Here is a 12,906-nt window from a genome sequence, read left to right as displayed (position 1 = left end):
AGGTTAGAGAGAGATGGCTCGTTACACCGGTCCAGACTGCCGCCGCTGCCGGCGGGAGAAGATGAAGCTGTTCCTCAAGGGCAGCAAGTGCGACGGTCCGAAGTGCCCGTTCGAGTCCCGGCCTTTCCCGCCCGGACAGCACGGCCGCGGCCGCACCAAGGAGACCGAATACCTGCTCCAGCTTCGTGAGAAGCAGAAGGCCCGCCGCGTTTACGGCGTGCTGGAGAAGCAGTTCCGCGGTTACTACGAGGAAGCCGTCTCGAAGAAGGGCAAGACCGGTGAGGTCCTGCTCCAGATCCTCGAGTCGCGCCTCGACAACGTGGTCTACCGGGCCGGCCTCGCCAAGTCCCGTGACCACGCTCGTCAGCTCGTGAAGCACGGCCACTTCGTGGTCAACGGCAAGAAGGTGGACATCCCGTCCTACCGCGTCAAGGAACACGACATCGTGCAGGTGCGCGAGAAGTCGCAGGACATGACGCCCTTCATCATCGCGCAGGCCGAGGCGGGTTCGAAGACCGTCCCGGCGTGGCTCGAGGCCATCCCCACCCAGCACAAGGTGCTGGTGCACACCCTCCCGGCCCGCCAGGTGATCGACACCCAGGTCCAGGAGCAGCTGATCGTCGAGCTCTACTCCAAGTAGCAGCTCGCGGGGGTTCCCGCGCCGTTCCGCGGTGCGGGACCCCCCACATCAAGGCGACCGTCAAATAGTGGGCGGTCCCGAACGAAGGAAGAAACGAAGTGCTCATCACCCAGCGGCCGACCCTCTCCGAGGAGTCGATCAGCGAAACCCGTTCCCGGTTCACCATCGAGCCGCTCGAGCCCGGCTTCGGCTACACGCTCGGCAACTCGCTGCGCCGGACCCTGCTCAGCTCGATCCCGGGCGCGGCTGTCACCAGCATCAAGGTCGACGGCGTGCTGCACGAGTTCACCACCATCCCGGGCGTCAAGGAAGACGTCGTCGAGCTGGTCATGAACGTCAAGGAGCTGTGCGTCAGCTCCGAGCACGACGAGCCGGTCAGCATGTACCTGCGCAAGCAGGGCCCCGGCGACGTCACCGCGGGCGACATCCAGCCCCCGGCCGGCGTCTCGGTGCACAACGCCGACCTGAAGCTGGCGACGCTCAACAGCAAGGGCCGGCTCGACATGGAGCTGACCGTTGAGCGGGGCCGCGGCTACGTGACCGCGAACCAGAACAAGAGCGCGGGTGCCGAGATCGGCCGGATTCCGGTCGACTCGATCTACTCGCCGGTGCTGAAGGTCACCTACAAGGTCGAGGCGACCCGTGTCGAGCAGCGCACCGACTTCGACCGGCTGATCATCGACGTCGAGACCAAGGCGTCGATCGGCCCGCGCACCGCCCTGGCGTCCGCCGGCTCCACCCTGGTCGAGCTCTTCGGCCTGGCCCGCGAACTCGACGAGACCGCCGAGGGCATCGACATCGGCCCGTCGCCGCAGGACGCGCAGCTCGCTGCCGACCTGGCGCTGCCGATCGAGGAGCTGGACCTGACCGTCCGTTCCTACAACTGCCTCAAGCGCGAGGGCATCAACACCGTCGGTGAGCTCATCGGGCGCACGGAGGCCGACCTCCTCGATATAAGGAATTTCGGTCAGAAGTCGATCGACGAGGTCAAGATGAAGCTCGCCGGCATGGGTCTGGGCCTGAAGGACTCGGCGCCCAACTTCGACCCCGCGCACGTCGTGGACTCCTTCGGCGAGGTTGACTACGACACCGACGACTACCGCGAGACCGAGCAGCTCTGACACCCCGCTGCGACACCTGAGGAGCACCAACGATGCCCACGCCCACCAAGGGCCCCCGCCTCGGCGGTAGCCCGGCGCACGAACGGCTGCTGCTGGCCAACCTGGCCACCGCGCTGTTCCGTCACGGGAAGATCACCACGACGGAGACGAAGGCCAAGCGCCTGCGTCCGCTCGCCGAGCAGCTGATCACCAAGGCCAAGCGCGGTGACCTGCACGCCCGGCGCCGGGTGCTGACCGTCGTCCGGGACAAGGACGTGGTCTTCGCCCTGTTCGACGAGATCGCCCCGCGCTACGCCAGCCGCAACGGTGGCTACACGCGGATCATCAAGACCGTTCCCCGCAAGGGCGACAACGCTCCGATGGCGATCATCGAGCTGGTCGAAGAGCTGGTCGAGGCTCCGGCCGCGCCGGCGAAGAAGGCGGCCCGCAAGGCCGCCGCGCAGCGGGACAAGGTCGAGGCGCTCACCCGCGAGGACGAGCAGCCCCCGGCCGCCACGTCGACTTCGGCTCCGGTCACGACCGAAGCTAAGGACGACGACAACTAAGCAGCACCGCACGACGATGAAGGCGCCCTTCGCGGGGCGCCTTCTTCGTCTCATCAGGGGGTACGACGTGCGCGCGCGACTGGACATCGCCTACGACGGCACCGACTTCTCCGGCTGGGCGGTGCAACCTGGACGGCGTACCGTCGCCGGCTCGTTGGTTTCGGTCCTGGAACAGGTGCTCGGCGCCGACGTGGCGACCGGGTTGACCGTGGCCGGGCGCACCGACGCCGGAGTGCACGCCACCGGCCAGGTCGCGCACGTCGACCTGCCCGATCCGGTCTGGGCGGCGACCGGTCCGACGCTGTTGCGCCGGCTGGCCGGCCTGCTGCCCGGTGACGTGCGGGTGACCGCGCTGACCGAGGCGCCGGCCGAGTTCGACGCCCGCTTCTCGGCGCTGTTCCGCCGCTACGTCTACCGGGTCACTGACGCGCCCTGGGGTGCCAACCCGCTGCGCCGGCTGGACACGCTGGCCTGGCCCCGCACGCTCGACCTGGACCGCCTCAACGAGGCCGCTGTGGGCCTGCACGGCGAGCACGACTTCGCCGCGTTCTGCAAGCGCAAGGAGAACGCCACCACGGTGCGCGAGGTGACCCGGCTCGACTGGCGCCGGGACGCCTCCGGGGTGCTGGAGGCGACGGTGCAGGCCGACGCGTTCTGCCAGGCGATGGTGCGCAGCCTGGTCGGTGCGATGTTGGTCGCCGGCGACGGTCGCCGAGACACGTCGTGGCCGGCTGCGCAGCTCACCCGCCGGGAGCGCAGCAGTGCCGTGACGGTGGCGCCGGCGCACGGGCTGACGCTGGTCGCGGTCGGCTATCCGGAGTCGTCGGGTGCGCTGGCCGCGCGGGCCGCGGCGACCCGCCGCCTGCGGGCGCCGGCTAGCTAGCGGCGCGGCGGTCCAGCACGCGGGTGTGCAGATACTGCTCGATCAGGTCGGAGAGGATCTGGCGGGCGTCCGGGTCCTCCGGATAGATCTTGCCGCCGTCGCTGCGGGCGATCACCGCGTACGCCAGGAAATGGCCGCGGACGTGCCAGCCGAGTTGCGTCTTGTCCCGGGCGAGCGCGCCGGTGCCGGGGCCCGCGGGCAGGCCGCGCAGCCGACCGTTGCCCGCGTCGAGCACCGACCTGATGCCGCCGTGCACCGCCTGGGCGCCGGCCGCGTCGGCGAGGTTGAGCAGACCCGCGGTGACCACGTAGAAGCCGTCGGGGGAGCGCAGCGTCGCGCGCACCACCTGGCTGCACCCGGCCGCCTCGAGCAGCACCACGACGCCGCCGTCGGCCGCCACCGCGCACCGGTCCAGCGCCTGCACCCGGAGCACCCGGTAGGTGTGGCCCTCCGGCCCGGCGACCACCACCGGTCCGGGGAAGACCTCGGCCGCTGTCAGCGGGCGCGGGTCGTCGGCCCGCGAGGTCAGCTCGCGCAGCACGATCGCGGCCGCGGGTTGTTCGGCCGCCGCGACGCCTTGCTGGCCTCCGGCGGACACGAGGTAGGTGCCGTAGCCGGCGAGCGTGAGCACCGCGAACGCCGCCAGCGCCCAGGCCGGCCGCCAGCGCCGGGACGGTCGCCAGGTCGGTGACCACCAGGTCGCGAGCACCCGCCGCAGTAGCACGCCGGCCACGCTAGGCCCTGGCGATGGCGACAGACCGCGGATTCGTGGCCGGCCCGCCGAAAGGGTGGCGCCCGTTCGGGTGACCGCGCTGGCGGTGGGCGAGAATGCGGGGCGTGACCGGGGACCATTACTTCACCGCCGAGCCCGACGCGGCCACCGCCGGCGCCGAGCGCATCGTCGAGTTCGCCGCCGGGGGACACGAGTTCAGCCTTCGCGTCACGGGCGGGGTGTTCTCCGCCTACCGGCTCGACCCGGGCACCGGCGTGCTGCTGCGCAAGGCCGACCTGCCCGGCCCGGCATCGGCGGGCAACCTCCTCGACCTCGGCTGCGGCTACGGGCCGATCGCGAGCGTGCTGGCCACCGTGGCGCCGCGGGCGACGGTGTACGCGGTCGACGTGAACGCCCGGGCCCGCGCGCTGACGGCGGCCAACACCGCGGCGCTCGGCGTCCGGGTGAGCGCGCCCGACGAGGTCGACCAGGCCGTCCGGTTCGACGAGATCTGGTCCAACCCGCCGATCCGGATCGGCAAGAGCGAGTTGCACGCGCTGCTCGCGCTCTGGCTGCCCCGGTTGGCGCCGGACGGCGTGGCCTGGCTGGTCGCCGGCAAGCACCTCGGCGGCGACTCGTTGCACCGCTGGTTGGTCGACGAGGGTTGGCAGGTCGAACGGCGCGCCAGCCAGAAGGGCTTCCGGGTGCTGCGGGTCGCTCGGAATTGAGGCGACGGCGGCGGCATCCGTCGGGCACCATTCGTGCGTGGGTTACATCGATGTGGCGGGCGTGGCGCATGTCCTGCCGGACGGCCGTGAGCTGTTCGCCGACGTCTCGTTCCGGGTCGGCGAGGGCGCCAAGGTGGCGCTCGTCGGGCCCAACGGCGCCGGCAAGACCACTCTGCTGCGGATGATCGCCGGCGACCTGCCGGTGCGCACCGGGGTGGTCGCCCGGTCCGGTGGGCTCGGCGTCATGCGCCAGTTCATCGGCATGGTCGGTGACGAGACCACGCTCCAGGAGCTGGTGCTCTCGCTCGCCGCGCCGCCGCTGCGGGCCGCGGGTGAGCGGCTGACCACCGCCGAGGCGGCCATGCACACCGCGGAGATACGCGGCAAATACAGCACCGCGGCCGGCAAGGCTCAGGTGGCCTACGCCGACGCGCTCGCCGCCTGGGGCGAGGCCGGCGGCTATGACGCAGAGGTGCTGTTCGACACCGTCACGACGATCGTGCTGGGCAAGACGTGGGAAGCGAGCAAGCACCGGCCGGTGCGCACGCTCTCCGGCGGCCAGCAGAAACGGGTCGCGCTGGAGCTGCTGCTCCGCGGCGCCGACGAGGTGCTGCTGCTCGACGAGCCCGACAACTTCCTCGACGTGCCCGGCAAGCGCTGGCTGGAGTCGCGGCTGCGCGAGTCCGACAAGTCGGTGCTCTACGTCTCCCACGACCGCGAGCTGCTCGCACAGACCGCCGGCCGGGTGGTCGCGGTCGAGGGCGGCAGTGCCTGGATCCATCCGGGCGGCTTCGCGTCGTGGCACGAGGCCCGGGTGACCCGGCACGAGAAGCTCGAGGAAGACGGCCGGCGCTGGGAGGAAGAACATCAGAAGCTGCGCGAGCAGATGCTGATGTATAAGCAGAAGGCCGCTTACAACTCCGACATGGCATCGCGCTACCGGGCGGCGCAGACCCGGCTGCGCAAGTTCGAAGAGGCCGGCCCGCCGCCGACCCCGCCGCGCGACCAGGACATCCGGATGCGGCTGGCCGGCGGGCGCACCGGCAAGCGGGCGGTGATCTGCGAGGCGCTGGAGATGGACGGGCTGACCTTCCCGTTCGACCTGGAGCTCTGGTATGGCGACCGGCTCGCCGTGCTCGGCGCCAACGGCACCGGCAAGTCACACTTCCTGCGGCTGCTGGCCCGCGGCGGCACCGACCCCGACCCGGCCAATCTGCCGGTCGACGGCGGCGAGAAGCTGGCGGCGGTCGCGCACAGCGGCGTCGCCCGGCTCGGCGCCCGGGTCCGGCCCGGGCACTTCTCACAGACTCACGACCGGCCCGAGCTGATGGGGCGCACTCTGGTCGAGATCCTCTGGCGCGGCGACGAGCACCGCACCGGGATGGACCGGCACCAGGCGATGAAGGTGCTGGGCCGCTACGAGCTGGCCGGCCAGGGCGACCAGAAGTTCGGCACCCTCTCCGGCGGCCAGCAGGCCCGCTTCCTGGTGGTGCTGCTGGAGCTGTCCGGCTGCACGCTGCTGCTGCTCGACGAGCCGACCGACAACCTCGACCTGGCCTCGGCCGAGGCGCTGGAGCAGGGCCTGGCGGCCTTCGAGGGCACCGTCATCGCGGTCACCCACGACCGCTGGTTCACCAGGTCGTTCGACCGGTTCATCCGGTTCGCCGGCGATGGCGAGGTCACCGAGACCCCGGAGCCGGTCTGGGGCGATGAGTAAGAGTGGGTATCGTGCTCGTGTGTCAGCTCCCGCGTCGCCCCCGGCGCCGCCCCTAGCGCCGCCCCGGGCGAAGAAGCGCAAGTCGGTGCTGCGCCGGGTTGCCGAGATCGTCATCACGGTGGCGTTCGTCGGCTACGTGGCCTGGTCGGTGAGCAAGCGCTGGTCCGAGGTGCAGGGCGTGATCGGCGACCTGTCTGTATCGGCGATCGCGCTCTCCCTGGTCGGCTCCCTGGCCGCGGTCTGGTGCTCGTTCCTGGGCTGGCGGGTGCTGCTCGCCGACTTCGGCAGCCACGTGCCGCTCACCGGCGCGATGCGGATCTTCTTCGTCGGCCAGCTCGGCAAATACCTGCCCGGCAAGGTCTGGCCGGTGCTGACCCAGATGCGGCTCGGCAAGGCCTACCAGGTGCCCGGCCGGTCGTCGGCCGCCGCTGTGCTGATCACCATGTTCATCACGCTCGGCACCGGCCTACTGCTGACCGCGGTGGTGCTGCCGCTGCTCGGCGGCGAGGCCTGGCACAAATACTGGTGGACGCTGTTCACCGTGCCGATCGCCCTCGTGGTGCTGCTGCCACCGGTGCTCAACCGGCTGCTGGCGCTGGCCATGCGGCTGGCCCGCCGGGAGGCGATGCCCAAGCCGCTGTCGGCCAAGGGGATCGGCCTGGCGGTCTTCTGGGCGATCGCCACCTGGCTCTGCTACGGCGCACACCTGTGGGCGCTGCTGCTCGACTTCGGCGCCGGCGGCTCCGATCTGATCATCCGCTCGGTGGCCGCGTTCGCCGGTGCCTGGTCGATCGGCTTCCTGCTGGCGATCGCCCCGGCCGGCCTCGGCCCCCGCGAGACCGCGCTGGTAGTGCTCCTGGCCGGTTCGGTGAGCGAGCCGGTCGCGCTGGTCGCCGCGCTCGTCTCGCGGCTGCTGATGACCGTCGCCGACCTCGCCTGGCCGGCGATCGCACTGCTCACCGACCGCAAGCGTAAGCGGCCGATCGTCAACGCGCCCGACATCGACACGGTGCCCGACCCCACGCCGGCGGCATCGACCGCGGTCGCGAGCGAATAGCACCACCGCCGCTGCCCTGATCGTCCGGTTCGGCGCGGGTCCGTTACGCTACCGCGGTGCGTTGGCTCGCTTTCGGAACCTACGACGTGCACCGACACCCCCGGGTGGGCGTCCTGATCGAGGGCCTCCGGGCCGCCGGTGACGAAGTGGTCGAGGTTAACGTCCCGCTCGAGCTCGACACGGCGGGACGCGTCGCCATGCTGCGCCAACCCTGGCGGCTGCCCAAGCTGGCCTGGCTGCTGGCGCGCTGCTGGACCCTGCTCGCGGTGCGGTCCCGCCGGGCCGGCGCCGCGGACGCGGTCCTGGTCGGCTATCTCGGGCATTTCGACGTGCGCCTGGCCCGCCGGCTGTTCCGCAGCCGCACGCCGATCGTGCTCGACCACCTGGTCTCCGCGGCCGGCACCGCTCGCGACCGCAGCCTGACCGCGGGCGGCGGCGGGCTCAAGTCGAAGCTGATGCGCTGGATCGACCGGGGCGCGCTGCGCTCCGCCGATGTGGTCGTGGTCGACACCGACGAGCACCTGGCGGCGCTGCCCGCCGACGCCGCGCCGCGCGGGGTGGTCGCCCTGGTCGGCGCGGGCCAGCAGTGGTTCGCGGCCGGCGCCGCGCGGCCCGCCACCCGGCCCGACGGCCCGCTCAAGGTGGTCTTCGTCGGGCTGTTCACGCCGCTGCACGGCACCGAATATCTCGGCGCCGCGCTGGCCGACCTGGCCGCCGACGACCGCATCGAAGTGACGATGGTCGGCAAGGGCCAGGACTACGACGCCTGCCGCGCGGCCGCCGCCGCAAACCCCCGGGTCACCTGGGTCGACTGGGTCACCGCCGCCGAATTGCCCGCGCTGGTCGCCGCGCACGACGTCTCGCTCGGCATCTTCGGCACCACCGAGAAGGCCCAGAACGTGGTGCCGACCAAGGTCTTCCAGGGCGCCGCGGCCGCGTGCGCGATCGTCACCTCCGACACCGCGCCGCAGCGCCGCACCCTCGGCGACGACGCGCTGTTCGTACCCCCGGGTGATGCTCCTGCCCTGACCGCGACGCTGCGTGCGCTCGCCGACGACCCGGCGCTGCTCGCGGCCTACCAGCGTAAAGCCGCGGCGCGCGCGGCCGCGGAGTTCGCCGCCGCCACGGTTGTCGAGCCGATCCGCGCGAAAGTCGCCCGCACGTCCCCCATACCCCCCGCTATGCAGGAGACCCGATGACAACGCCGCAGACCCCGCCCCTCGCCCCCCGGGCCGCGCTGCGCTGGAACGTCGTGAGCCGGGTAGTTTCCGGCCTGCGCCCGACGACCATCCTCGAGCTCGGCTGCGGGCAGGGCGCGATGGGCACCCGGCTGGCGCGGATGGGCACCTACCTGGCGGCGGAGCCCGACGACAAGAGCTTCGAGACCGCGCAGGCCCGGATCACGCCGCTGGGCGGCACGGTCATCCACGGCGACCACAACAAGATCCCCGAGGGCTCGACGTACGACGTGGTGTGCGCCTTCGAGGTCCTCGAGCACATCGCCGACGACGCGGCCGCGCTGGCCGGCTGGCTGCCGCTGGTCAAGCCCGGCGGGCACCTGGTGCTGTCGGTCCCGTCGGAGCCGCACCGCTTCGGCCCGTGGGACGAGCTGGTCGGCCACTACCGCCGCTACGACGCTGCCGGGCTGACCGCCCGCTTGACCGAAGCCGGCGCGGTCGACATCAAGATGATCCACTACGGCTGGCCGCTGGGCTATCTGCTCGACTCGGTCCGCGACCGGCTGGCCGGCGGCAAGACCGCCGAGGGCGACACGGCCGAGGAGCGCACCTCGGGCTCGGGCCGCATCCTCCAGCCGAGCGGCGCCGCGGCTGGCGCCGCGATCAAGCTCGCTGTGTCACCCTTCATCGGCCTCCAGCGCATGCGCACTGGTAAGGGCCCAGGCCTGGTCGCCGTCGCGCAACGCCCGGCCTGACGTCCATCTCGGCGCGGTTGCCGCGCCGGCCTGGCCTCTTCGGGGTTGAGCGGTTGCCGGGACGGCCTGGCCTTCTCGGGGTTGGGCGGTTGCCGCGACCGCCTGGCCTTTTCGGGGTTGAGTGGTCGCCGGGACGGCTTGGTTTTCGGGGTTGGGCGGTTCCCGGGACGGCCTGGCTTCGGGGTTGAGCGGTTGCCGGGACGGCCTGGCTGTCGGGGTTGGGCGGTTGCCGGGACGTCTTGGTTTTCGGGGTTGGGCGGTTGCCGGGACTGCCTGGCCTTAGGGCTGAGGTGTCGCCGCAGCGGCCTGGCCCGGGTGCTCTGAGTGGCCGTCGCGGTGGCCTGGCCTTCGAGGCTGAGGTGTTGCCGCGATGCCTGGCCTTTGGGGCTGGGGTGTTGCCGCGATGCCTGGCCTTTGGGGCTGAGGTGTCGCCGCGATGGCCTGGCGCTGAGGGTTGAGCGGTTGCCGCGACGGGCCTGGCGCTCGCGGCTGAGCCGTCGCCGCAGCGGCCTGGCCTTCGTGTTCTGAGTGGTCGCCGCGACCGCCTGAGTCGGCGGTCTTTGGGCCCGGCCACGGCGGACCTGGCAGCGAAGCGGCCGCTGGCGGGAAGGACCTTGTGGCAGCCCTGCGGACTGCCACATCCTGCGCTTCGCAGGGGTCGCTTTGACGGCCCGCGGTCAGCACCGCCGCGCTCCGTCGCGCCTGCGCCGTGACACGCCGCAGGCGTCGCGCGACACGACGTGCACTCGCGTCCCCACCAGTGAATCTAGGTAATCGGTTGTCGTTATGGCGTAGTCAACTGCTGGTTGCAACACCACCTCGTTGTGTTGGTGGAGGTGGGTATGGCATCGCGGTTGTCTATGGCGGAGCGGGAGCAGATCGGGTTGGGTCGGGCGTGAGTCGATTCGCTCGATCGCTCGTCGGTTGGGTCGGGCGCCGTCGACGGTCTTGCGGGAGGCGGGCCGGTTCGAGCGGTATGGGCAGCGGTATCTGCCGTCGGTGGCCGATTATGCGGCGTGGTTGCGGCATCGGCGGCCGAAGCGGCCTGCGAAGCTGGTCGTCAACACCGAGCTGCGGGCCGCGGTGCTCGCAGGGTTGCGGCGGCGGTACTCGCCGCGGCAGTTGGCGGCCCGGCTGTGGGTCGACTATCCGAACCGGTCGGAGATGTGGGTGTCTCACGAGACGATCTATCAGGCGATCTATCTGCAGGCCCGCGGGAACCTGCGGGCGGAGCTGACCCGGCAGATGGCGTTGCGGTCGGGTCGGGCGGCTCGTCGGCCGCGTCCGGTTGCGGGTGGGGCGGTGCGGTCGAACCGGGCGTGGCTGGGGTTGAACATCTCCGCCCGTCCGGCGGAGGTTGCGGACCGGGCGGTGCCCGGCCATTGGGAGGGTGACCTGCTTGAGGGGACCCGCCGGCGCGGGTCGGGTGGGTCGGCGATCGCGACGTTGGTGGAGCGGCATACCCGGTTTGTGATCCTGGTCGGCCTGCCGGATGGGAAGGTCTCCGAGCATGTCGTGGCCCGGCTGACCGCGGCGATGGGCTGGCTCCCGGAACGGCTCCGGGCCTCGTTGACCTGGGACCAGGGCAGCGAAATGGCGTTACACGCCCGGTTCAGCGTCGCGACGGGTTGCCCGGTCTACTTCTGCGACCCGCACAGCCCCTGGCAGCGCGGTAGCAACGAGAACACCAATGGTCTGCTGCGGCAGTACTTCCCGAAAGGGATCTTCGACTTCACCACCATCGACCAGGCCGGTCTGGACGCTGTCGCTGACGAGCTCAACGACCGACCCCGGATGACCCTGGGGTGGGCCAAGCCGAGTGAGAAGATGGCCCAACTACTCGGTGTTGCAACCACTGGTTGACCCCGCCTATCGGAGCATCTATTTACCTAGATCTCGGCTGAACCCGCGCTCGGAGCCGGCGCGCGGGCCTCGGGTTGGGGTGGCCGGTGACCGGGCGCGGATCTGGCAGCGAAGCGGTCTCTGGCGGGAGCGACGGTCGTGCCCACCGCGGACCCGAGTCAAAACAAAGCTGCCGCCCCGACGTGGTCGAGGCGGCGGCTTCAGCTATTTCGGCTATGGGGTGATCTCGGCGGCCTTCAGGTCGGAGATCCGGATCAGGGCGTAATGGCCCTCCTCCGCCACCGCGCGGTCGCCGATCGTCTTCGGCAGCCAGGTGGGGACCTTGCGGAGGTCCATCAGGACCAGGTCGGTGGGGTTGGCCTCGTTGCTGGCGAGCACCGCGGGCGTGACACCCTTCGGCGCCATGTTCCAGTAATAGGCGAACCAGCGCGGGGTGGACAGGCCGCCGCCGGCTACCCAGGCGACCGTCTGGTTGGGGGCCGGGTCGTGCTCCGAGACGAGCGTGCCGGCGTCGGTCGGGGTCTCGACGTAGTTGTGGTCGATCCGGCCCAGCACGATGAAGCCCAGCCACGCGACCATGAGCAGGCCGGCCGCGCTCGCACCGGCCAGGGTTAGCTTGCCGGGCAGGAAGGCGATCACGCGGTCGATCAGCACGCCCATGCCGACCAGGCCGAGGATCATGACCGGGTAGTCCCAGTAGTCGTGGATGTAGGCGCCGTTGTTGAGGCCGACGGTCCAGAAGATGTTGAACAGCAGCGCGAACGCCATGTAGAGGCGGGTGCGTTTGTCCCACAGGCCGGCCAGGGTGCCGAGGCCGAGCAGCACCAGATACCAGATCGGCAGCAGGGCGTCGAGGTTGCGGCCCTGGCGGCGGACGAACTGTTCGGCGGTGAAGGTGCCGCCCTGCGTGCGGAACTCGGCCTGGTGGGTCAGGTCGGCGATGCCGCTGACGCCGACGATGAAGGTCAGGCTGATCAGCAGGCCGACGACCATCGCGCCGCCGACCCAGAGGACGACTCGGTCGATCTTGCGGCGGCCGAGGAGTAGCCATAGGCCCATCGCGCCGGCGAAGCCGATGCCGGGCCAGGAGACCATCGTGGCCAGCAGGGCCGCGATGCAGGCGATCACCAGCAGCCAGCGGGGCGGCTGGTAGTCCTTGCGGCGCAGCACCACGACGACCGCGGAGATCAGCAGGATCGGGCCCAGGTCGAACATGATCGGGCTGTAGACCCAGAAGAACGTCGTCGACGCCATCAGGCCGACCGCGAGCAGGGTGGCCGTCCAGCGCAGGCCGAAACCGCGCAGCAGGGCCGCGCCGGCCGGGACGACCAGCAGGGCGAGCAGGTAGGGCGCGATCCACACCTCTACGGGCTGGTCGCCGGGGAACGAGCCGAACAGCGCGGTCAGGATGTTGAGCAGCGGCGGGTGGTGCGCGTAGGCGGCGTTGCTGTAGGGCTCCCAGTCGGCGCTGAAGTCGGAGCCGACGATGCCCTTTTCGTGCAGGTTGGCCAGATGCAGCGCATAGCGGCTGATGATCCGGCCCATGTGGTTGTCGCCGAACGGCAGGTTGAGCCGCGGGATGAAGGAGACGGCCAGCACGAGGGTGATCGCGCCGACGCCTGTCCAGCCCCAGCGGTCTTCCTTGGAAGGCGTGGGACGGGGTGGCTGTTCTGCGGCCTGCGCCGGCGCGACGTCGGTGACGGTCAT

12 protein-coding genes are annotated in these 12,906 nt (G+C 71.1%); 10 read left to right on the top strand and 2 right to left on the bottom strand.

The features are described from left to right. Nucleotides 1-13: 13 nt before the first annotated feature. The 4 genes from rpsD to truA all read left to right on the top strand — a co-directional run bounded on the left by rpsD (nucleotide 14) and on the right by truA (nucleotide 3,189). Complete coding sequence (gene rpsD, locus DFJ67_RS06475) at nucleotides 14-640, top strand: 30S ribosomal protein S4 (RefSeq protein WP_116067053.1); 627 nt, start codon at nucleotides 14-16, stop codon at nucleotides 638-640. Nucleotides 641-738: 98 nt separating this feature from the next. Further along, nucleotides 739-1,761, top strand: coding sequence for a DNA-directed RNA polymerase subunit alpha (locus tag DFJ67_RS06470; protein WP_116067052.1), 1,023 nt, complete (start codon nucleotides 739-741; stop codon nucleotides 1,759-1,761). Between the two features lie 32 nt (nucleotides 1,762-1,793). Beyond that, nucleotides 1,794-2,306, top strand: a complete 513-nt coding sequence (rplQ, locus tag DFJ67_RS06465; RefSeq protein WP_116067051.1) for a 50S ribosomal protein L17 — start codon at nucleotides 1,794-1,796, stop codon at nucleotides 2,304-2,306. A 67-nt stretch (nucleotides 2,307-2,373) separates the two neighbouring features. Continuing rightward, the gene (gene truA, locus DFJ67_RS06460) at nucleotides 2,374-3,189 is read left to right on the top strand and encodes a tRNA pseudouridine(38-40) synthase TruA (RefSeq protein ID WP_239097180.1); all 816 of its coding nucleotides are present in this window, start codon (nucleotides 2,374-2,376) and stop codon (nucleotides 3,187-3,189) included. On the opposite strand, the gene DFJ67_RS06455 is transcribed toward truA, so the two are convergent. Continuing rightward, entirely contained in the window at nucleotides 3,182-3,913 is a 732-nt protein-coding gene (locus DFJ67_RS06455) for a hypothetical protein (protein ID WP_147315432.1), read from the bottom strand. The genes truA and DFJ67_RS06455 overlap by 8 nt on opposite strands. Before the next feature lie 113 nt (nucleotides 3,914-4,026). Here DFJ67_RS06455 and DFJ67_RS06450 point away from each other — a divergent pair, with 113 nt between their 5' ends. The 6 genes from DFJ67_RS06450 to DFJ67_RS06425 all read left to right on the top strand — a co-directional run bounded on the left by DFJ67_RS06450 (nucleotide 4,027) and on the right by DFJ67_RS06425 (nucleotide 11,199). Then, nucleotides 4,027-4,629: a class I SAM-dependent methyltransferase gene (locus DFJ67_RS06450; protein ID WP_116075759.1), complete on the top strand. Its 603-nt coding sequence runs from the start codon at nucleotides 4,027-4,029 to the stop codon at nucleotides 4,627-4,629. A gap of 37 nt (nucleotides 4,630-4,666) precedes the next feature. Continuing rightward, entirely contained in the window at nucleotides 4,667-6,346 is a 1,680-nt protein-coding gene (locus tag DFJ67_RS06445) for an ABC-F family ATP-binding cassette domain-containing protein (protein WP_116067048.1), read from the top strand. A 19-nt stretch (nucleotides 6,347-6,365) separates the two neighbouring features. Then, nucleotides 6,366-7,403 (top strand): lysylphosphatidylglycerol synthase transmembrane domain-containing protein, encoded by a 1,038-nt coding sequence (locus DFJ67_RS06440; protein WP_170215752.1) that lies wholly within the window; start codon nucleotides 6,366-6,368, stop codon nucleotides 7,401-7,403. A gap of 56 nt (nucleotides 7,404-7,459) precedes the next feature. Beyond that, nucleotides 7,460-8,602 carry a glycosyltransferase gene (locus DFJ67_RS06435; RefSeq protein WP_203783594.1) on the top strand — a complete coding sequence of 381 codons (1,143 nt, stop codon included), beginning with the start codon at nucleotides 7,460-7,462 and terminating at the stop codon, nucleotides 8,600-8,602. After that, on the top strand, nucleotides 8,599-9,336 hold the full coding sequence (locus tag DFJ67_RS06430; protein WP_116067046.1) for a class I SAM-dependent methyltransferase: 738 nt from the start codon (nucleotides 8,599-8,601) through the stop codon (nucleotides 9,334-9,336). Before DFJ67_RS06435 ends, DFJ67_RS06430 begins: the two co-directional genes overlap by 4 nt. A gap of 822 nt (nucleotides 9,337-10,158) precedes the next feature. Further along, nucleotides 10,159-11,199, top strand: a complete 1,041-nt coding sequence (locus DFJ67_RS06425) for an IS30 family transposase (RefSeq protein WP_116067045.1) — start codon at nucleotides 10,159-10,161, stop codon at nucleotides 11,197-11,199. Between the two features lie 213 nt (nucleotides 11,200-11,412). On the opposite strand, the gene DFJ67_RS06420 is transcribed toward DFJ67_RS06425, so the two are convergent. Then, on the bottom strand, nucleotides 11,413-12,906 hold the full coding sequence (locus tag DFJ67_RS06420) for an ArnT family glycosyltransferase (RefSeq protein WP_116067044.1): 1,494 nt from the start codon (nucleotides 12,904-12,906) through the stop codon (nucleotides 11,413-11,415).

The organism is Asanoa ferruginea, assembly GCF_003387075.1.
In the GTDB taxonomy this organism is placed as follows: Bacteria; Actinomycetota; Actinomycetes; order Mycobacteriales; family Micromonosporaceae; genus Asanoa; species Asanoa ferruginea.
Note: the sequence above shows the minus strand (reverse complement) of the source record. Positions and strands in the feature narration are given on the sequence as shown.